The following is a 19,941-nucleotide window of genomic DNA, read 5'->3' as shown; positions in this document are numbered from 1 at the left end:
ACGGTTTCCGGTGTCACGCAACTCGGGTGCATCCCCCGCCTCGCGCATCGAAGCGGGCGCGACCTGGCCCGAACCGGAGGGCGCCACCCGGGTGCAGCACCTGCAGGTGTACCGCTACGAGCCCGAGTCGGGGCGCAATCCACGCATCGACACCTATGCCATCGACCGCGACAAGTGCGGGCCGATGCTGCTGGACGCGCTGATCAAGATCAAGAACGAGATCGACCCCACGCTGACGTTCCGCCGTTCGTGCCGCGAGGGCGTGTGCGGCTCGTGTGCGATGAACATCGATGGCAGCAACTGGCTGGCGTGCATCCGCTCGCTCGACGAAATCAACGAGCCGGCCACCGTGTACCCGCTCAACAACATGGACGTGGTCAAGGACCTGGTCGGCGACCAGACCCACGCCCTGGCCCAGTATCAATCGATCAAGCCGTGGTTGCGCAGCAAGACACCCGCCCCGACGCGCGAGCGCCTGCAGTCGCCGGAGGAACGCAAGCGGCTGGACGGGGATTACGAGTGCATCCTGTGTTTCTGCTGCACCTCCGGATGCCCCAGCCACTGGTGGAATGGCGACCGCTTCCTCGGACCGGCGGTGCTGCTGCAGGCCCATCGCTGGCTGGTGGACAGCCGCGACGAGGCGACCGGCGAACGGCTGGACGAGCTGGAGGATCCGTTCAAGCTGTACCGCTGCCACACCATCCTCAATTGCACGCGCACCTGCCCCAAGGGGCTCAACCCCGGCAAGAAAATTGCCGAGATCAAGCTGATGATCCAGCAGCGGCGCAGTTGAGCGATGGCCACGACCAGACCTCGTCCGCGCGCCCCGGACATCCAGATCTACAAGCCGCAGTTGACCTCGGTGCTGTCGATCCTGCACCGCATCACCGGCGTGCTGCTCAGCGTGGGCAGCGTGTTGCTGGTGGCGTGGCTGGTCGCGGTGGCGGCCGGCGGCGACAGCTATGCCATGGCCGAGCGCTGGCTGCGTTCGTGGATCGGCATGCTGTTGCTGCTGGGCTGGATCTTCGCGTTGTTCTACCACCTGTGCAACGGCATCCGGCACCTGGCCTGGGACCTGGATTTCGGCTTCGAGCTGGGCAGCATCTATCGCTCCGGCTGGACGGTGGTGGCGGTCAGCGTGATCCTGACCCTGGCTACCTGGACACTCGGCCTGGCGGGCGGGGAGTAGGCACATGTCCGAATGGCACCGGCGTGATCCGCTCAACCGCAACCCGACTGCCGCCCGGGCCTCGGCCTTGTATCGCGCCATCGGCCTGGGGTCGGCCAAGTCCGGCGCACACCACTGGTGGCTGCAGCGGGTGACCGCGGTGGCGCTGGTGCCGCTGTTGCTGTGGCTGCTGGCGTCGCTGCTTGCCCATGCCCGTGGCGGTCATCCGGCGGTGGCGCTCTGGCTGGGCCGGCCTGCGGTGGCCGTGACCATGGCCGTGCTGCTGGTGGTGCTGTTCTGGCACATGAAGCTCGGCCTGCGCGTGATCGTGGAGGACTACGTGCATGCCGACCGCGTGAAATTTGCGGCCCTGGTCGCAGTCGATCTGGCCTGCATGGCGCTGATGGCCATCGGCGTGTTCACCAGCCTGTACCTGGCGTTTCGATAAGTATTCACGTGTCGCGACGGTTCGCCGAGAGACGAGCCGCCAGCGGCAGGTTCCATGTTCGACGAGGAGAGCTTCATGAGCAGCGACAGCTTCGGCACGCGCGATCAGTTGACGGTCGATGACACCCGCTACCAGATTCACCGACTCGATCGCATCAGGACCGCGCACCGGCTGCCCTACAGCCTCAAGGTGCTGCTGGAAAACCTGTTGCGCAACGAGGATGGCCACCTGATCACCCGCGAGCAGATCCAGTCGTTGGCGGACTGGCAACCCAAGGCCACCGGGCAGCAGGAGGTGCAGTACACGCCGGCGCGCGTGCTGATGCAGGATTTCACCGGCGTGCCGTGCGTGGTGGACCTGGTGGCGATGCGCGACGCGATCATCGCGCTGGGCGGCGATCCGCAGCGGATCAATCCGCTGGTGCCCAGCGAGCTGGTGATCGATCATTCCGTCATCGTCGATGCGTTTGGCCAGGACGACGCCTTTTCCATCAACGCGCAGCTCGAGTTCGAGCGCAACGTGGAGCGCTACCAGATGCTGCGCTGGGCACAGCATGCGTTCGACAATTTCAAGGTGGTGCCGCCGGATACCGGCATCTGCCACCAGGTCAACCTGGAGTACCTGTCGCGCGTGGTGTTCACCCGCGAGGGACCGGACGGCATGCTGGCCTACCCCGATACGCTGGTCGGTACCGACTCGCACACGCCGATGGTCAACGGGCTGGGCGTGCTGGGCTGGGGCGTGGGCGGCATCGAGGCCGAGGCGGCCATGCTGGGACAGCCGATGAGCATGCTGATTCCGCAGGTGGTCGGCATCAAGCTGACCGGCGAGTTTCCGCCCGGCACCACCGCCACCGACCTGGTGCTCACCGTCGCCGAGCTGCTGCGCAAGACCGGTGTGGTCGGCAAGTTTGTCGATTTCTACGGGCCGGGCGTGGCCCGCATCCCGCTGGCCAACCGCGCCACGCTGGGCAACATGAGCCCCGAATATGGCGCCACCTGCGCGATCTTCCCGATCGACGACGAAACCCTGGCCTATCTGCGCCTGACCGGCCGCCCCGAACATCAGGTGCGTCTGGTCGAGACTTATGCCAAGACACAGGGCCTGTGGCATGACCCCGATCACGAAGCCGAATATTCGCAGACGCTCGAGCTGGATCTGGGCACGCTGGAGTCCTCCATTGCCGGACCCAAGCGCCCACAGGATCGCATTCCGGTACGGATTGCTCCCGACGCCGTCGGCGCGCTGCTCGGCGGGCAGCCCTACGAGAAGGCGATCGTGGGCCGCCTGGACGAGGCCATCGACGAATCGTTCCCCGCCAGCGACCCGGTATCGATCGTACGTGGCAGCGCCAGCGATGCGCCGCATGCCCCCGGCCATTGCGACATCGATCACGACTGGCCGCACGCGCCGGTGGAGATCGCCATGGCCAGCGGCGGCAGCGCCCGACTGGACAACGGGCACGTGGTCATCGCCGCGATCACCTCATGCACCAACACCTCCAATCCGCTGGTGATGATCGGCGCCGGCCTGCTGGCCAAACGCGCGGTCGAGAAGGGCCTGAGCCGCAGACCCTGGGTCAAGACCTCGCTGGCGCCGGGTTCGCGCGTGGTCACGGATTACTACGACCGGGCCGGACTCACGCCGTACCTGGATAAGCTCGGCTTCAACCTGGTCGGCTACGGCTGCACCACCTGCATCGGCAACTCCGGCCCGCTGATTCCCGAAGTGGCCGCGGCGGTGGCCGAGCACGACCTCAACGTGTGCGCGGTGCTCTCGGGCAATCGCAATTTCGAGGGGCGCATCCACCCGCAGTCGCAGATGAACTTCCTGGCCTCGCCGCTGCTGGTGGTGGCCTATGCGCTGGTGGGCACGATGCACACCAACCTGCTCAAGGACCCGCTGGGCATCGGCAGTGACGGCAAGCCGGTGTACCTGCGCGACATCTGGCCCTCGAACCGCGAGATCCAGGATGTCATCGCTGCCTGCGTGAAGGCCGACATGTTCGCCAAGGGATATGCCGACGTGTTCGCCGGTGACGACAACTGGCGCAGCCTGCGGGTACCCGAGGGGAACGCATTCCAGTGGGATGCGGATTCCACCTATGTGCGTCAGCCGCCGTATTTCGATGGCGTGGGGCGCGAGCCGGCGCCGTTGACCGACATCCGCGGCGCGCGCGTGCTGGCCCGGCTGGGTGATTCGGTGACCACCGACCACATCAGTCCGGCCGGCGCGATCAAGGTGGATTCGCCTGCCGGTAAATACCTCGCCGGACACGGCGTGGAGCGCAAGGATTTCAATTCCTACGGTTCGCGCCGCGGCAACCACGAGGTGATGATCCGCGGCACCTTCGCCAACATCCGTCTGCGCAACCAGCTGGCGCCGGGTACCGAAGGCGGCTTCACCCGCGACTTCACGCGGCCGGGCGGCCCGGTGAGCACGATCTTCGACGCCTCGGTCAACTACCTTGCCGCCGGCACGCCGCTGGTGATCCTGGCCGGCAAGGAATACGGCTCCGGTTCGTCGCGCGACTGGGCGGCGAAGGGCACGGCACTGCTCGGTGTGCGGGCGGTGATCGCGCAGTCCTACGAACGCATCCACCGCTCCAACCTGATCGGCATGGGCGTGCTGCCGCTGCAGTTCCAGGATGGCCAGAATGCGGACACGCTGGGCCTGTCCGGCGAGGAGACCTTCGAGATCGCCGGCCTGGCCGGCCGCGAGGCGCCGGCGCACGACGTGCGCGTGAAAGCCACCGACGCGCAGGGCAGGGAGCGCGCGTTCGATGCCATCGTGCGCATCGACACGCCCGCCGAGGCGGCCTATTACCGTCACGGCGGCATCCTGCCGTACATGCTGCGCCAGCTGCTGGGTGCCTCGCCGGCTTCCGCCACGGCGTGAGTCGTCGTATTCCGCTCGTGCCGCCGCCCGGCAGGGCGACCGGGCGGAGCGATCGGCCGGGCCGTCTCCAGGCGCCCCGGCGGCTGCCGTCTGTCAGCCGCTCCCGGCCAGCAACTTGTCCAGGATCCGGGTCAGCCATGCACGCTCTTCCGCGTCGAGTTTGGTCAGCAGTTCGCGTTCACGCATGCGGGCCATCGGGGCCACCTCATCGTGCAAGGCCCAGCCCGCGGCGCTGAGGTGGAGCACCGAGCGACGCTTGTCCTCTGCGTGGGTGGCGCGGTCCACCCGGCCTGCGGCCACCAGTCGCGCCAGCGCCCGGCTCACTGCCACCTTGTCCATCGCGGTGCGCTCGGCCACCTCGCGCGCGGACAGGCCCGCGTAGCGCCCCAGCACCGCCATCACCCGCCATTCGGTCACCGAGAGGTCGAAACGGCTCTGGTAATCGTCGGCGATCGCCTGGCTGGTCGTGTTGGACAGGATCGACAGCCGGTACGGCAGGAAGTGTTCCAGCTGCAGCGGGGCATGCTCGGCCGTGGCAGGGGCGGGCTTGTGCTTGGCGGGCATTGCGGCGGTGATCCTTGCAAATGGTTTCAAATGAAACTATAACGCAAGGCCAATCTTGCGGGTGGCACGCTTGCGTGCAGCCATCGTGCACCGACTCAGAGGAGAGCGCCATGAACGCCCAGCCCAACCCCGGCATGCAGATCACTACGTTCAAGAATCCGATGGGCATCGACGGCTTCGAGTTCGTCGAGTTCGCCGCCCCGGCCGGCCGCGCCCACGAGTTGCACGCGCTGTTCAAGCGGATGGGCTTCAGCGCCGTGCTGAAGCACAAGACCCGCGCGATCACCGTCTACCGGCAGAACGGAGTGAACCTGCTGGTCAACGAGGATCCCGATTCGTTCGCTGCCGATTTCGCCGCGAAACACGGCCCCAGCGCCTGCGGCTTCGCGATCCGCTTCCGCAAGCCGGTGGCTGAGGTCGAGGCGGCGGTGCTGGCCAACGGCGGCGAGGCGGTCACGCACAAGCCGGGCAGCCGCGCGCTCGAGGTGCCGGTGGTCAAGGGTATCGGCGACTGCATGCTGTACCTGGTGCCGCGCGCGGGCGACGCCTACGCCGCCGATTACGCGCCGATTCCCGGCGCCGAGCCGAACCCGAAGGGCTACGGCCTCACCTTCATCGACCACCTCACCCACAACCTGCATTTCGGCAACATGCAGCAGTGGTCGGACTACTACGAGAAGCTGTTCAACTTCCGCGAGATCCGCTACTTCGACATCAAGGGCGCCAAGACCGGCCTGGTGTCCAAGGCGATGACCGCGCCGGATGGCATCGTGCGCATCCCGCTCAACGAGTCGAGTGACCCGAAGAGCCAGATCAACGAATACCTGGACGCCTACCACGGCGAAGGCATCCAGCACATCGCCTGCTTCACCGACGACATCTACGCCACGGTGGAGGCGATGCGCGCGGCCGGGGTGGAGTTTCTCGACACGCCGGACACCTATTTCGACGTGATCGACCTGCGCATCCCCAACCACGGCGAGGACGTGCCGCGGCTGGCCAGGAACAAGATCCTGATCGACGCCGACCCGGAGACGAAGAAGCGCCTGCTGCTGCAGATCTTCACCCAGAACGTAATCGGTCCGATCTTCTTCGAGATCATCCAGCGCAAGGGCAACGAAGGCTTCGGCGAGGGTAACTTCCAGGCGTTGTTCGAGAGCATCGAGCGCGACCAGATGAAGCGCGGGTTCCTGTGAGGAGCGTTCCATGGCGATGATCGCGGGCAACGGCTACCAATCCGGCTTCGGCAACGAATTCGCCAGCGAGGCGATTCCCGGCGTGCTGCCGGTCGGCCAGAACTCGCCGCAGCGCGTGGCGCACGGGCTGTACGCCGAGCAGCTGTCGGGCACCGCGTTCACCGCGCCGCGGCACCTGAATCGGCGCAGCTGGCTGTACCGGATCCGTCCGGCGGCGGTGCATGAGCCGTTCGTGCCGCTGGCGCATGCCACCTTCCACAACCGCTTCGACGAGGCGCCGGCCACGCCGAACCAGCTGCGCTGGGATCCATGGCCGTCGCCGGAGCGGCCGACCGACTTCCTCGATGGCCTGGTGACGATCGCCGGCAACGGCGGCGCGGCCGAGCAGGGCGGCATCGGCATCCACCTCTACGCGGCCAACCGCTCGATGCAGGGCCGCTTCTTCTGCAACGCCGACGGCGAGCTGCTGATCGTGCCGCAGCAGGGTCGGCTGCATCTGACCACCGAGCTGGGCGTGGTCGAGATCGAGCCGCAGGAGATCGCGGTGATCCCGCGCGGCGTGCGCTTCCGCGTCGAGCTGCCCGAGGGAGCGGCCGACGCACATGGAAGTGCGAGTGTCACGGGCGCCGAAAGCGCAGGAGTGGCCCGAGGTTACGTCTGCGAGAACTTCGGCGCACTGCTGCGCCTGCCGGAGCTCGGCCCGATCGGCTCGAACGGGCTGGCCCACGCGCGCGACTTTCTCACCCCGCACGCCGCCTGGGAGGACATCGAAGGCGCGTTCGAGCTGGTGACGAAATTCCAGGGTGCATTGTGGAGCGCGTCGATCCGCCACTCGCCGCTGGACGTGGTGGCCTGGCACGGCAACTATGCGCCGTACAAGTACGACCTGCGCCGCTTCAACACCATCGGCTCGATCAGCGTCGACCATCCCGATCCGTGCATCTTCACCGTGCTGACCTCGGCCAGCGACACGCCCGGCACGGCCAACATGGATTTCGCGATCTTCCCGCCGCGCTGGCTGGTGGCGCAGCACACCTTCCGCCCGCCGTGGTTCCACCGCAACGTGGCCAGCGAGTTCATGGGCCTGATCGCCGGCGTGTACGACGCCAAGGCCGAGGGTTTCGTGCCTGGCGGCGCCTCGCTGCACAATTGCATGAGCGCTCACGGCCCGGACGCAGCCACGTTCGAGAAGGCCTCGCAGGCCGACCTGTCGAAGCCGGACGTGATCGGCGGCACCATGGCCTTCATGTTCGAGACGCGCAAGGTGATCCGCCCCACGCGGCAGGCGCTGGACGCGCCGCAGTTGCAGCACGACTACTACCGATGCTGGCAGGATATCGGCAAGCACTTCGCGCCGTGACGGCGATCCCTCCACGCAGCAGGCACAAGGCGACACGATGAAGCTCGGAACTCTCAAGGACGGCGGCCGCGACGGCACGCTGGTGGTGGTCAGCCGCGATCTTTCCTGCGCGGTGAAGGCGGCCGGTATCGCGCCGACGCTGCAGGCGGCGCTGGACGACTGGTCGAATGCGGCGCCGCGGCTCAATGCGCTGTCCGAGGAATTGAATGCCGGCGGTGCCGCCGGCGCGTTCGCGCTGGACATGGCCGCGCTGGCCTCGCCGCTGCCGCGCGCCTACGAGTTCGTCGACGGCTCGGCCTACCTGCCGCACGTCGAGCGCGTGCGTCGCGCGCGTGGCGCCGAGGTGCCGGCCTCGTTCTACACCGACCCGCTGATGTACCAGGCCACTAGCGCCGGCTTTCTCAGCCCGCGCGATCCGGTCGTTGTACCCAGCGAGGGTTACGGCATCGATCTGGAAGCCGAGGTGGTGGTGGTCACCGACGACGTGCCGATGGCAGTCACGCCGGGCGAGGCTTCCGCGCACATCCAGCTGGTCGGGCTGGTCAACGACGTCAGCCTGCGCGGGCTGATCCCCGGTGAGCTGGCCAAGGGCTTCGGCTTCCTGCAGAGCAAACCGCGCTCGGCGCTGTCGCCGGTGCTGGCGACGCCGGACGAACTGGGCGACGCGTGGGCCGGCGACAAGCTGCACCTGCCGATGCGCACCTGGCTGAACGGCGCCTGGTTCGGCGAGGCCGAATGCGGCGTGGACATGCAGTTTTCGTTCGCCGAACTGGTGGCGCATGTGGCGAAAACCCGCCCGCTCACCGCCGGCACCATCGTCGGTTCCGGCACCATCGCCAACCAGGACACCGGCAAGGGCGCTTCCTGCCTGGCCGAGCAGCGCACGGTGGAAACCCTACGCGACGGCCACCCGAGCACGCCGTTCCTGAAGTTCGGCGACCGCCTGAAGATCGACGTCACCGACGCCGCCGGCGCCTCGATCTTCGGCGCCATCGAGCAGCGGATCGAAGCGTACCGGCGCTGAGGCGCATCGCCGGTGCTGCGGCAGGTCGTCGCGACCGGCGTGTGAATTGACCCGGATCAAGGCATGCTGGCAAGCTCACCGACAGACTCCGCAACATGGCCATTCCCATCGTTCCTCCTGAATTCGACCCGGCGCTGATCGCCCGCTACGACGTGGCCGGGCCGCGCTACACCAGCTACCCGACCGCGCCGCACTTCAAGGCCGAGTTCGACGAGGCGGCCCTGCGTGCGGTGATCCGCGCTTCCAACGAGGAGCCGATCCCGCGCCCGCTGTCGGTGTACGTGCACGTGCCGTTCTGCATGAGCCCGTGCTTCTACTGCGGCTGCAACCGGGTGATCACCCGCGACGTAACCCAGGCCGACCGCTACCTGGAACGGCTGTACCGCGAGATCGAGCTGATCGCGCCGCTGTTCGACCGCGACCGCCCGGTGCGCCAGCTGCACTTCGGCGGCGGCACGCCGAACTTCCTCGACACCGCGCACATGGGCGAGCTGCTGGAGTCGCTGGCGCGGCATTTCAGCTTCAGTCACGCGGCAGACCGCGAGTACGGCATCGAAATCGACCCACGCTTCGCCGACGCCGCCTACATCCGCGCCATGGGCGAGCTGGGCTTCAACCGCATCTCGGTGGGCATCCAGGATTTCGACCCAGTGGTGCAGAAGGCGGTGAACCGGATCCAGAGCTTCGAGCAGACCCGCGAGGTGATCGAGGCGGCGCGGGCCTCGGGTTTCCGCTCGGCCAGCGTCGACCTGATCTACGGCCTGCCGTTCCAGAGCGTCGACGGCTTCAGCCGCACGCTGGACCAGGTGGTGGCGCTGAACCCGGACCGCGTGGCGGTGTACGGCTACGCTCACCTGCCGGAGATGTTCAAGGCGCAGCGGCAGATCGAGGCCGCCGACCTGCCCGACGCGACCACCCGGCTGGCGCTGTTCGGCCGTGCGCTGGAACATCTGTCGGCGGCCGGTTACGTCTACATCGGCATGGACCACTTCGCCAAGGCCAGCGACGAGCTGGTGCTGGCGCAGCGCGCCGGCACGCTGCAACGCAACTTCCAGGGCTATTCGACGCACGGCGACTGCGACATCGTCGGCCTCGGCGTCAGCGCGATCGGCCGCATCGGCGACAGCTACAGCCAGAACGCGCGTGACCTGATCGGCTACTACGCAACGCTGGACGCCGGCCGCCTGCCGCTGATGCGCGGGCTGCAGCTGGACGAGGACGACCTGATCCGGCGCGAACTGATCAACGAATTGATGTGCCACGGCAGCGTGGACAAGCAGGCGTTCGGCGCGCGCCACCGGTTGCTGTTCGACGAATACTTCGCACGCGAGCGGCAGCGCCTGGTGCCGCTGGTCGAGGATGGGCTGGTCACGGAAAATCCACGCGAGATCCGGGTCACCTCGCGGGGACGGCTGCTGTTGCGTATCATCGCCATGTGCTTCGACGCCTACCTGGACGACGCGGCACAGGCCCCACGCTACTCGCGCGTGATCTGATCCACGCAGCCCCAATCCGGCAGCCCATCACCATCATGCAATCCAAGCCCCTGGCAGGTCGTCTGCCCGAGCCGCCCAGCCCGATTGTCGACGACGGCGACGAGACGCGCTTCTGCGGCACCTGCGCGTTCTCCAGCGCGTGCATCGCGGCCGGCTACGACAAGCCGGAGCTGGCCGAGCTGCAATGCCTGGTCGAACACGTGGGCCCGTTCCGCGCCGGCGAGCACATCTTCCGCACCGGCGATCCGTTCCGCGCGATCTTCGCCGTGCGGGCGGGTACGGTGAAAACCCGCATGGTCGACAAGGAAGGCCGCGAGCAAGTGCTGGGCTTCTACCTGCCCGGCGAGGTGATCGGCCTCAACGCGATCTACCCCGAGCATTTCCCCTGCGACGCGGTGGCGCTGGATACCGCCTACTTCTGCCGCTTCTCGTTCCCCGCGATGAGCGCGCTGGCCTCGCGCATTCCTGCCGTGCAGCAGCACCTGTTCCGCATGCTGAGCAAGGAGCTGGGCACCGCCAGCCTGCTGGCCGGCGACCACAGCGCCGACGAGCGCGTCGCCGCATTCCTGATGGACCTGGCTGGCCGCTACGCCGTGCGTGGCTTCTCTGGCACGCGCTTTCATCTCAGCATGTCGCGCGGCGACATCGCCAACTACCTGCGCCTGGCCGCGGAAACCGTCAGCCGCGTGCTCAGCCGCTTCCGCAGCCAGAAGCTGATCGAGATCGAAGGGCGCGAACTGGAGCTGCTGAATCCCAAGAAGCTGCGCGAGATCGGCCAGGCGCTGCTGCCGGAGTGAGCACCGCGAGGCACTCCGGGTGGCTGACCCAGATCAGTGTCCGTGTGGGTGCTAACCTGCCACCATGGTGAATCATTCTCGTTCGAGTTGGCATCGGCATGGCTGAATCACGATCTCCCGCGGCGGAAGTGGTCGCACCGGCACAGCTGACGGCGCTGCTGGCTTCCGCGCCGCATCGGCCGCTGTTTCTGGCCGGCACCGTCGCGGTGTTGCTCAGCATGACCTGGTGGGCGGTGGAGCTGACCTGGATGCGCTTCGGCCTGGCCGGCTGGCCGCAGCCGTCGATACCGCCCGGTTGGGCGCACGCGATGCTGATCCAGTACGGCCTGTTCCCGCTGTTCATGTTCGGCTTCCTGATGACCACCTTCCCGCGCTGGCTGGGCCGGCCCGATCTGCCGTGGACGCGCTACCTGCCGGTGGCCGGCTGCGTGTTCGGCGGCTACGTGCTGGCGAACGTCGGCCTGCTCGACCTGCCGTGGCTGCTGAAGCTGGGCATCGCGGTGATGCTGGTCGGCTACCTGGTCGGCGTGTGGACGCTGGGCGGGGTGCTGCGCGCCTCGGTGGCCGAGCGCAAGGGCCATGCGCGTTCCTGCCTGATGGCGTTGAGCCTGGGTTGCGTGGGGCTGGCGGTGTTCCTGGCCTACCTGTTCGGCGCGCCGGAGGATTGCGCCTTGCTGGCGATCAAGCTGGGTACTTACGGCCTGCTGCTGCCGATCTATTTCACGGTGATGCACCGCATGCTTCCGTTCTTCACCGGCAACATGGTGAAAGGCTACGAGGTGATCCGCCCGGACTGGAGCATGCCGGTGGTGTGGGTGCTGCTGCTGGCGCACCTGTTGCTGGAATGGCGCGGCGCGCTGGGCTGGCTGTGGCTGGTCGACCTGCCGCTGGCGCTGGTGTTTGCGTGGCACTCGCTGACCTGGCGGCCATGGAAAGCCATGCACCCGGGCATCCTGGCCGTGCTGCACCTGGCGTTCGCATGGCTGCCGGTGGCGTTCGTGCTCTACGCGGTGCAGGACGTGGCGTACGCGACCAGCGGGCATCTGATCCTCGGCCGCGCGCCGCTGCATGCGCTGGGCATCGGCTTCTTCGGCTCGATGCTGGTGGCGATGGTGACCCGGGTGACCCAGGGCCATTCCGGTCGGCCACTGCAGATGGGCGCGGTGGCCTGGCTGTGCTTCGCCCTGCTGCAGGTGGTGGCGCTGCTGCGCATCCGTGCCGAGCTGGGCGGGGATGTCTACCTGTGGCTGGTGATCGCCGCCTACGGCTGGCTGCTGGCGTTCCTGCCGTGGGTGTTGCGCTCGGCATGGATCTACCTGACCCCGCGGGCGGACGGCAAGCCCGGGTAAGGGCGTGCCGCGGCAGGGTGACGCAGTGCGGTTCCGGCGAACTCCGGCTTGACCCAGGTCAGACGCCCCATTGGGCGATCGCCTAGGCTAGGATTCGCAAGAATTCACGGAGACCGCCCATGCTACGTTCACCGCTTCTCGCTGTTGCCGCGGCCGCCATGCTGGCCCTGGCCGCCTGCTCCGGCAAGCCGTCCGCGGTATCGCCGGTGGGGGAGGCTGACGCCAGCTCCAGCCCCGCCGCGATCGCCGCCACCCGCGGCGACTTCGGTCCGCCGCAGGGCGAGCCGATCCACGCCGTGCTGACCAGTCCGCCGCACGTGCCGCCGCCGGTCAACCGCAACCATCCGGCCAAGGTGATCGTCGAGCTGGAGGTGGTGGAGAAGGAGATGCCGATCTCCGAAGGCGTCAGCTACACGTTCTGGACCTTCGGCGGCACCGTGCCGGGCAGCTTCATCCGCGTGCGCCAGGGCGACACGGTGGAGTTCCACCTGAAGAACGCGCCGGACAGCAAGATGCCGCACAACATCGACCTGCACGGGGTGACCGGGCCGGGCGGTGGCGCGGCGTCCAGCTTCACTGCGCCGGGGCACGCCTCGCAGTTCACCTTCAAGGCGTTGAACCAGGGCATCTACGTGTACCACTGCGCCACCGCGCCGGTGGGCATGCACATCGCCAACGGCATGTACGGGCTGATCCTGGTCGAGCCGCCGGAAGGGTTGCCGAAGGTCGACCACGAGTACTACGTGATGCAGGGCGACTTCTACACCACCGGCAAGTACCGGCAGAAGGGCCACCAGCCGTTCGATATGGAGAAGGCGATCGACGAGCACCCGACCTACGTGCTGTTCAACGGCAAGGAAGGGGCGCTGACCGGCGACAACGCGCTGACCGCGAAAACCGACCAGACGGTGCGCCTGTTCGTGGGCAACGGCGGGCCGAACCTGGTATCGAGCTTCCACGTGATCGGCGAGATCTTCGACAAGGTGCAGCCCGAAGGCGGCACGGTGGCGCAGCACAACGTGCAGACCACGCTGATCCCGGCTGGCGGTGCGGCGATGGTGGAGTTCCACACCGATGTGCCGGGCAGCTACGTGCTGGTCGACCACTCGATCTTCCGCGCATTCAACAAGGGCGCGTTGGGCATCCTCAAGGTGGACGGCCCGGAAGACAAGACGATCTACTCGGGCAAGGAAGTCGACTCGGTGTACCTGGGCGACCGTTCGGAGCCGAACCTGCAGGCGGTGACCACGGCAGCGAAGGCGCATGCGGCCGGCACGCTGACCAAGGCGGAGCAGATCGCGGCGGGCAAGCAGCTGTTCACAGGCACCTGCTCGGTGTGCCACCAGGCGAACGGCGAAGGCCTGGCGAACGTGTTCCCGCCGCTGGCCAAGTCGGACTACCTGGCGGTCGACCCGAAGCGGGCGATGACCATCGTGACGCATGGTCTGACCGGCAAGGTCACGGTGAACGGTCACGAGTACGACTCGGTGATGCCGCCGATGGCGCAGCTGACCGACGACGAGGTGGCGAACATCCTGACCTACGTGCTGAACAGCTGGGGCAACCCGGGCGGGCAGATCAGCAAGGAAGAAGTCGCCAAGGCACGCGCCGCGGTAACCCCGGCGGCGACCGCGGAGCACTGAGATGCGCAACCGTCTGGCACTGGCCCTGCTCGGCCTGATACTGGTACTGCCGGCAGTGGCGGCGGACTACGCCGCCCTGCCGGGAGGGCGCTTCGCCAGCGTGCTGCCGGCCGACGGCAAGGCGGCGCCGGCGCAGATCGCACCGTTCCGCCTGCGCACCGAGCCGGTCACCAATGCCGAATTCCTGGCCTTCGTGAAGGCCTATCCCGAATGGCGGCGCGACCGCGTCGCCAGCATCCTCGCCGACCGGCGCTACCTCAGCCACTGGGCCGGTGCCGACACGCTGGGCAGCGAGGCGTTGCCCAGACAGCCGGTGACCAGGGTCAGCTGGTTCGCCGCCCGGGCGTACTGCGAGAGCGAAGGCGCGCGCCTGCCCAGCTGGTACGAGTGGGAGTACGCGGCGGCGGCCGACGCTACCCGCCGCGACGCGCGCAGCGACCCGGCCTGGCGCGAGAAACTGTTGTCCTGGTACTCGCGCCCGTCCAGCGCGCCGCTGTCGGACGTCGGCGGCGCGCCGAACGTCTACGGCGTGCGCGACATCACCAAGCCGGTGTGGGAGTGGGTGGACGACTTCAATGCGCTGCTGGTAGCCAGCGACAGCCGTGACCAGAACGATCCCGACGTGCTGAAGTTCTGTGGCGCCGGCGCGGTCAGCCTGCAGGAGAAGGAGAACTACGCGGTGCTGATGCGCATCGCCATGCTCTCCGCGCTGAAGGCCGCCGACACCACCAACAACATGGGCTTCCGCTGTGCGAAGCCCGAATGAGGAACGCGTCATGAAACGCCTGTTGCCCCTGTTCGCGATGCTCCTGCTGCTCGGCAGCGCCCGGGCGGCCACGCCGCTGCCCGGCGACTCCGTCTACAACCTGAAGGTGCAGCTGACCGACCAGGACGGCCGCCAGCAGACGCTGGCCGAGCGGCGCGGCCGGCCGCAGCTGGTGACGATGTTCTACACCTCGTGCCAGATGGTCTGTCCGATGATCATCGACAGCCTGCGGCTGACCCGCAACGCGCTGGATCCGGCCACCCGCGCGCGCATCGACCTGCTGGCGGTGAGCTTCGACCCGGCGCGGGACGACGTGGCCACGCTGAAGAGCTATGCGGGGAAGCGCAAGCTGGATCCGCGCATCTGGACGCTAGCGCGGGCCAAGTCGGCGCAGGTGCGCCAGCTCTCCGGCGTGCTCGGTCTGCAGTACCGGCAACTGCCCGACGGCGAATTCAACCACTCCAGTGAACTGATCCTGCTCGACGCCGACGGTCGCATCGCCGCGCGTACTGCGCGGATCGGCAAGCTCGATCCCGAGTTCGTGGAAGCGATCCGCAAGGTGGTTGCGCAGCCGCACGACTGAGGCGGTCGTCTCCCGCAGCCTGATCCAGGTCAGCGCGACCGCTGCCAGCCGCGCGCAGACTTGCACGAGAGCTTCGGGAGAATCCGCATGGCGGCGTGGTATCCGTGGATCGTGCTGGTGCACCTGGCGTGCGCCATCGTGTTCGTCGGTGCGGTGACGTTCGAGGTGCTGGTGGTCGAGTCGCTGCACCGGCATTTCGACGCGGCCACCCTGCATCGCATCGAGCAGGCAATCATGGCAAGGGTGCGCCGGTTCATGCCGGTGTTCGTGGTGCTGCTGTTCGCCAGCGGCCTCGTGCTGTTCGACATCCGCTGCGACGGCGTGGCCTGCGTGGGCAGCCGTTTCGGCAACTGGTTGCTGCTGAAGACGCTGCTGGCGTTCGGCGTGCTCGGTGTGTTCGTCAACGCGATGTGGGCGATGCGCAGCGGCAAGATGGACGCGTGCCGGTTCCGGCACACCCATCGCATCGTGCTGGGCCTGATGGTGGGCATCGTCTTCCTGGCCAAGACCATGTTCTACTTGTAGCCATCCATCCACACACGAGGTGCATGATGTCCCAGGTCACGTTCAAGGGTCAGCCGGTCAGCGTCGACGGCCAGTTTCCCGCGGTGGGTTCGACCGCGCCGGCATTCAGCCTGGTTGGCGCCGACCTGTCCGACGTGGTGCTGTCCGGCTACGCCGGCAAGCGCAAGGTGCTGAACATCTTCCCCAGCGTCGACACCAGCGTATGCGCCGCCTCGGTGCGCCGCTTCAACGAACTGGCTGCCAAGCTCGACCACACCGTGGTGCTGTGCATCTCGGCCGACCTGCCGTTCGCGCAGGCTCGCTTCTGCGGCACCGAGGGGCTGGAGCGGGTGACCAACCTGTCGCTGATGCGCGGCCGCCAGTTCCTCAACGACTATGGCGTGGCGATCGCCAGTGGCCCGCTGGCCGGGCTGGCCGCACGCGCGGTGCTGGTGCTGGACGGCCGCGACAAGGTGCTGCACGCCGAACTGGTCAGCGAGATCGGTCACGAACCGAACTACGACGCGGCGCTGAAGGCGCTGGGCTGACAGCGCTCCTACGGTCGCCCGATGCCGACGATCGGCACGCCAAACGGTTGCGCCTGCGCCTGCAGGCCCAGCCCGTACTTCAGGCTGCGGCCGATACGCTCGGCGTATTCCTGCATCTGCACGGCGCCGGCCTCGTCCAGCTCCTCGGCGGTGGTTTCGCGCCACAGAGCCAGCCAGCGGTCGAAATGTTCGGCGCGGATCGGATGCGGTCGGTGCGCACCCATCGGGTTGCCGCGGTAGCTGCCCGCGCGCAGCGCTACCGAAGCCCAGAATGAGGTCAGCAGGTGCTTGTGTTCGTCCCAGTCGTGCACCGCGGCATTGAAGATCGGGCCGATCTGCGCGTCGCGCCTGACTTTCTCGTAGAAACGGTCGACCAGTCGGGCGAGCGCTGGTTCGTCCAGTGGCGACTGCGGGTTCATGCGGAACATGATGGATCCGTGCGCGGAACAAGTTGTGAAGCCGGCACCAACAAAAAACGCACCCGGCCATGACGGCCGGATGCGTTGCTGGTCCGTGAAGCTTACTGGCCCAGGCTCAAGCTGCCCTTCATCAGCGCGGCGTGGCCGGGGAAGGTGCAGAAGAAGGCGTACTGCTCGCCGGCCTTGAGTTTGGCCACGTTGATCGTGGCGGTGTCGGACTCGCCGCCGCCGATCAGCTTGGTATGCGCGACGATGCGCGCGTCACCCGGCTTCTCGTAGCTGTTGGCGGCGCCGGCCTTCATGCCGTCGGCGATCACGCCGGTTTCGTCGGCGCTGTGCGACAGCACCCAGTTGTGGCCCATCGCGGCGATCGGCAGCTTGCCGGTGTGCTTCAGGGTCACCTTGAAGGTCTTGCAGGTCTTCGGCACGGTGATGGTCTTGGTGTTGAACTGCATGGCGTCGCTGGCCTCGACGGTGGTCGCGCACTCGGCGGCCATCAGCGGGGTGGAGAGCAGGCCGAGCAGGGCAAGGGCAATCAGTTTGCGCATGGTGTCGCTCCTTGGGGAAGTGGTGAGATGCGGGTGGATTCTGCGATGGCGGCGCGCGGCGGTCACTGATCTGGGTCATTGCTGCAGCACCTGCCGTCGTTCGACACTTTGGCAACCGCCGGCGCATGCCGGAAGGAGGCATGATGACGCACGTCGTCACCGAAAACTGCATCAACTGCAAGCACACCGACTGCGTCGAGGTGTGCCCGGTGGATTGTTTCCACGAAGGTCCGAACTTCCTGGTGATCGACCCCGATGAGTGTATCGACTGCACGCTGTGCGTGGAAGAGTGTCCGGTCGGCGCGATCTTCCCCGAGCTCGACGTGCCGGCTGGTCAGGAAGTCTTCCTCTCGATCAACGCCGAGCTGTCGAAGGAGTGGCCGGTGCTGACCAGCAAGATCCCGTCGATGGAAGACGCCGACAAGTGGGACGGCGTGCCGAACAAGCTGCCGCTGTTGCAGCGCACGTAGGAGCCCGCTCGCGGGCGATGCTCTGAAGTCCGGGATTCGGGATTCGCAAAAGCGAAAGCATCGCCCGCGAGCGGGCTCCTACACAGGGAGCGTCACACACGGAGAGGCCGGGCATTGCCCGGCCTCTCCGTGTGGCGGTCGCGGGGGCTTATTTGGCCACCACCCGCACCATTTCCAGGCACTTGTTCGAGTAGCCCCACTCGTTGTCGTACCAGCTGACCAGCTTGACGAAGCTGTCGTCCAGCGCAATGCCGGCGTCGGCGTCGAAGATCGAGGAGTGCGCGTCGCCGCGGAAGTCGGTGGCCACCACCTTGTCCTCGGTGTAGCCGAGGATGCCCTTCAGCGCGCCTTCGCTCTGCGCCTTCATCTCGGCCTTGATTTCCTCGTAGGTCGCCGGCTGCTCCAGTTCCACGGTGAGGTCGACCACCGACACGTCCGAGGTCGGCACGCGGAAGCTCATACCGGTGAGCTTCTTGTTGAGCTCGGGGATCACCTTGCCCACCGCCTTGGCTGCGCCGGTGGAGGAGGGGATGATGTTCTCCAGGATGCCGCGACCGCCGCGCCAGTCCTTGTTGCTCGGGCCGTCCACGGTCTTCTGGGTGGCGGTGGCGGCGTGCACGGTGGTCATCAGGCCGCGCTTGATGCCCCACTTGTCGTTCAGCACCTTGGCCACCGGGGCCAGGCAGTTGGTGGTGCAGCTGGCGTTGGAGATGATCGCCTCGCCGGCGTACTTCTGATCGTTGACGCCGTAGACGAACATCGGCGTGTCGTCCTTGGACGGCGCCGACAGGATCACCTTCTTCGCGCCAGCGTCCAGGTGCTTCTGCGCCGCTTCCTTGGTCAGGAACAGGCCGGTGGACTCGATCACCACGTCGGCATGCGCCTCGTTCCACTTCAGGTTGGCCGGGTCGCGTTCCTGGGTCAGGCGGATCTTCTTGCCGTTGACCAGCAGATGGCTGCCCTCGACCTTCACCTCACCCTCGAAACGGCCGTGCACGGAGTCGTGCTTCAGCATGTAGGCGAGGTAGTCCGGCTCCAGCAGGTCGTTGATCGCCACGATCTCGATGTCGTTGCCGAAGTTCTGCACGGCTGCGCGCAGCACGTTGCGACCGATGCGGCCAAAGCCGTTGATGCCGACCTTGATGGTCATGAGGGAACATCCTCCTGGAGACGGTTGGATATGACGATGGCGGATGGGCAGCCGCGGGTTGCGGCGCCGGTTTCAACCGCCGAATCTTACAATGAATGCGCCCGGATGGCCCGTGCCGGATTATCGCTGTGGCAGACTGCGGCCCTTTGGGCCGGTGGCCATCATGTCTTTGCGTCGTTGTTCGCTGGCCTTCGCGGCCATCCTGCTCGTGGTCGCGCCGGCAACCCGCGCCTGGGGACCGCTCGGTCACCGCGTGGTCGCCGAGCTGGCGCAGCGGCACCTCGGCCCCGCCGCCGGGGCCGAGCTGGAACGCCTGCTGGCGGCGGAGCACACCACGCAACTGGCCGACGTCGCCGGCTGGCCCGACCAGATCCAGAATGATCCCGCGCAGGCCACGTTGTGGCAGCAGACGCGCAAGCTCCACTACGTCAATTTCCGTGGCGGTCCGGGTTGCGACTACGAGCCGCCGCGCGACTGCCGCAATGGCGCATGCATCGTGGCAGGGCTGAGGCGCTATGTGGCGATCCTCGGCGACAAGGCGCAAAGCGACGCCGCGCGCCTGGAGGCCCTGAAGTTCGTGGTGCATTTCGCGGGCGACATCCACCAGCCGCTGCATGCCGGCTACCGCGACGACCTCGGCGGCAACCGGTACCAGGTGCAGTTCGAGGGCAAGGGCAGCAACCTGCACAGGGTCTGGGACACGGGCATGCTGGAGACGCGCGGCCTGGGCTGGCAGGCTTACGCAGCGAAGCTGGACGCCGAGGGCCTGGCACCGCTGCCGCCGCCGATTGCGCCGCTGGACGATCCCTACGCGCCGTGGGCGCGGGAATCCTGCCATGCCACCGCTGCGCCCGGCTTCTATCCGGATGGCCACAGGATCGGCCAGGCCTATGTCGACGCCGAGCTGCCGGTGGCCGAAAACCAGCTGCGCATCGGCGGGCGCCGGCTGGCCGCCGTGCTCAACCTGGCGTTGACGCCGCGATGAGCGAGGGTCGGCCAGCGTATTGCAT

Annotated in this window: 21 protein-coding genes; 17 read left to right on the top strand and 4 right to left on the bottom strand. The window is 67.3% G+C overall.

Going from position 1 to position 19,941, the window contains the following annotated elements; translation table 11 throughout:
- Positions 1 to 10: 10 nt before the first annotated feature.
- From LRK53_RS17240 to acnA, 4 genes are all read left to right on the top strand, one after another.
- A complete protein-coding gene (locus LRK53_RS17240) occupies positions 11 to 793 on the top strand; it encodes a succinate dehydrogenase iron-sulfur subunit (RefSeq protein WP_027491544.1) in 783 nt (260 codons plus the stop codon).
- Between the two features lie 3 nt (positions 794 to 796).
- A complete protein-coding gene (gene sdhC / locus LRK53_RS17235) occupies positions 797 to 1,189 on the top strand; it encodes a succinate dehydrogenase, cytochrome b556 subunit (protein WP_027491543.1) in 393 nt (130 codons plus the stop codon).
- Positions 1,190 to 1,193: 4 nt separating this feature from the next.
- Positions 1,194 to 1,616: a succinate dehydrogenase, hydrophobic membrane anchor protein gene (gene sdhD, locus LRK53_RS17230; RefSeq protein ID WP_027491542.1), complete on the top strand. Its 423-nt coding sequence runs from the start codon at positions 1,194 to 1,196 to the stop codon at positions 1,614 to 1,616.
- Between the two features lie 75 nt (positions 1,617 to 1,691).
- The gene (acnA, locus tag LRK53_RS17225) at positions 1,692 to 4,514 is read left to right on the top strand and encodes an aconitate hydratase (protein ID WP_235642406.1); all 2,823 of its coding nucleotides are present in this window, start codon (positions 1,692 to 1,694) and stop codon (positions 4,512 to 4,514) included.
- A gap of 93 nt (positions 4,515 to 4,607) precedes the next feature.
- Here acnA and LRK53_RS17220 read toward each other — a convergent pair whose 3' ends face one another.
- Complete coding sequence (locus LRK53_RS17220) at positions 4,608 to 5,078, bottom strand: MarR family winged helix-turn-helix transcriptional regulator (RefSeq protein ID WP_027491635.1); 471 nt, start codon at positions 5,076 to 5,078, stop codon at positions 4,608 to 4,610.
- Positions 5,079 to 5,188: 110 nt separating this feature from the next.
- Here LRK53_RS17220 and hppD point away from each other — a divergent pair, with 110 nt between their 5' ends.
- The 11 genes from hppD to tpx all read left to right on the top strand — a co-directional run bounded on the left by hppD (position 5,189) and on the right by tpx (position 16,344).
- Entirely contained in the window at positions 5,189 to 6,274 is a 1,086-nt protein-coding gene (gene hppD, locus LRK53_RS17215) for a 4-hydroxyphenylpyruvate dioxygenase (RefSeq protein WP_027491634.1), read from the top strand.
- Between the two features lie 10 nt (positions 6,275 to 6,284).
- On the top strand, positions 6,285 to 7,634 hold the full coding sequence (hmgA, locus tag LRK53_RS17210) for a homogentisate 1,2-dioxygenase (protein ID WP_027491633.1): 1,350 nt from the start codon (positions 6,285 to 6,287) through the stop codon (positions 7,632 to 7,634).
- Between the two features lie 37 nt (positions 7,635 to 7,671).
- Positions 7,672 to 8,658, top strand: coding sequence for a fumarylacetoacetate hydrolase family protein (locus LRK53_RS17205; protein WP_027491632.1), 987 nt, complete (start codon positions 7,672 to 7,674; stop codon positions 8,656 to 8,658).
- A gap of 95 nt (positions 8,659 to 8,753) precedes the next feature.
- Positions 8,754 to 10,154, top strand: coding sequence for an oxygen-independent coproporphyrinogen III oxidase (hemN, locus tag LRK53_RS17200; RefSeq protein WP_027491631.1), 1,401 nt, complete (start codon positions 8,754 to 8,756; stop codon positions 10,152 to 10,154).
- 35 nt (positions 10,155 to 10,189) lie between these two features.
- Positions 10,190 to 10,951: a helix-turn-helix domain-containing protein gene (locus LRK53_RS17195; RefSeq protein ID WP_027491630.1), complete on the top strand. Its 762-nt coding sequence runs from the start codon at positions 10,190 to 10,192 to the stop codon at positions 10,949 to 10,951.
- 98 nt (positions 10,952 to 11,049) lie between these two features.
- Positions 11,050 to 12,300: an NnrS family protein gene (locus LRK53_RS17190; protein ID WP_027491629.1), complete on the top strand. Its 1,251-nt coding sequence runs from the start codon at positions 11,050 to 11,052 to the stop codon at positions 12,298 to 12,300.
- A 119-nt stretch (positions 12,301 to 12,419) separates the two neighbouring features.
- Complete coding sequence (nirK, locus tag LRK53_RS17185) at positions 12,420 to 13,943, top strand: copper-containing nitrite reductase (protein WP_235642405.1); 1,524 nt, start codon at positions 12,420 to 12,422, stop codon at positions 13,941 to 13,943.
- A gap of 1 nt (position 13,944) precedes the next feature.
- The gene (locus LRK53_RS17180) at positions 13,945 to 14,709 is read left to right on the top strand and encodes a formylglycine-generating enzyme family protein (protein WP_027492303.1); all 765 of its coding nucleotides are present in this window, start codon (positions 13,945 to 13,947) and stop codon (positions 14,707 to 14,709) included.
- A gap of 10 nt (positions 14,710 to 14,719) precedes the next feature.
- Positions 14,720 to 15,292: an SCO family protein gene (locus tag LRK53_RS17175; RefSeq protein ID WP_027492302.1), complete on the top strand. Its 573-nt coding sequence runs from the start codon at positions 14,720 to 14,722 to the stop codon at positions 15,290 to 15,292.
- Between the two features lie 87 nt (positions 15,293 to 15,379).
- Positions 15,380 to 15,817 (top strand): CopD family copper resistance protein, encoded by a 438-nt coding sequence (locus tag LRK53_RS17170; protein ID WP_027492301.1) that lies wholly within the window; start codon positions 15,380 to 15,382, stop codon positions 15,815 to 15,817.
- Between the two features lie 26 nt (positions 15,818 to 15,843).
- On the top strand, positions 15,844 to 16,344 hold the full coding sequence (gene tpx / locus LRK53_RS17165) for a thiol peroxidase (RefSeq protein ID WP_027492300.1): 501 nt from the start codon (positions 15,844 to 15,846) through the stop codon (positions 16,342 to 16,344).
- Positions 16,345 to 16,352: 8 nt separating this feature from the next.
- Here the strand turns inward: tpx and LRK53_RS17160 are convergent, their stop codons facing one another.
- Together LRK53_RS17160 and azu are read right to left on the bottom strand one after the other, a co-directional pair.
- Positions 16,353 to 16,763, bottom strand: coding sequence for a group III truncated hemoglobin (locus LRK53_RS17160; protein WP_027492299.1), 411 nt, complete (start codon positions 16,761 to 16,763; stop codon positions 16,353 to 16,355).
- Positions 16,764 to 16,864: 101 nt separating this feature from the next.
- Entirely contained in the window at positions 16,865 to 17,311 is a 447-nt protein-coding gene (gene azu / locus LRK53_RS17155; RefSeq protein WP_027492298.1) for an azurin, read from the bottom strand.
- A gap of 143 nt (positions 17,312 to 17,454) precedes the next feature.
- Here azu and fdxA point away from each other — a divergent pair, with 143 nt between their 5' ends.
- Positions 17,455 to 17,781, top strand: coding sequence for a ferredoxin FdxA (gene fdxA, locus LRK53_RS17150; protein WP_027492297.1), 327 nt, complete (start codon positions 17,455 to 17,457; stop codon positions 17,779 to 17,781).
- 148 nt (positions 17,782 to 17,929) lie between these two features.
- Here fdxA and gap read toward each other — a convergent pair whose 3' ends face one another.
- Positions 17,930 to 18,931, bottom strand: a complete 1,002-nt coding sequence (gene gap, locus LRK53_RS17145; protein ID WP_027492296.1) for a type I glyceraldehyde-3-phosphate dehydrogenase — start codon at positions 18,929 to 18,931, stop codon at positions 17,930 to 17,932.
- A gap of 163 nt (positions 18,932 to 19,094) precedes the next feature.
- Between gap and LRK53_RS17140 the strand changes: the two genes are divergently transcribed.
- Positions 19,095 to 19,916 carry a S1/P1 nuclease gene (locus LRK53_RS17140; protein ID WP_027492295.1) on the top strand — a complete coding sequence of 274 codons (822 nt, stop codon included), beginning with the start codon at positions 19,095 to 19,097 and terminating at the stop codon, positions 19,914 to 19,916.
- The last annotated feature ends 25 nt before the right edge of the window (positions 19,917 to 19,941 follow it).

The organism is Rhodanobacter thiooxydans, from assembly GCF_021545845.1.
Lineage (GTDB): Bacteria > Pseudomonadota > Gammaproteobacteria > Xanthomonadales > Rhodanobacteraceae > Rhodanobacter.
Note: the sequence above shows the minus strand (reverse complement) of the source record. Positions and strands in the feature narration are given on the sequence as shown.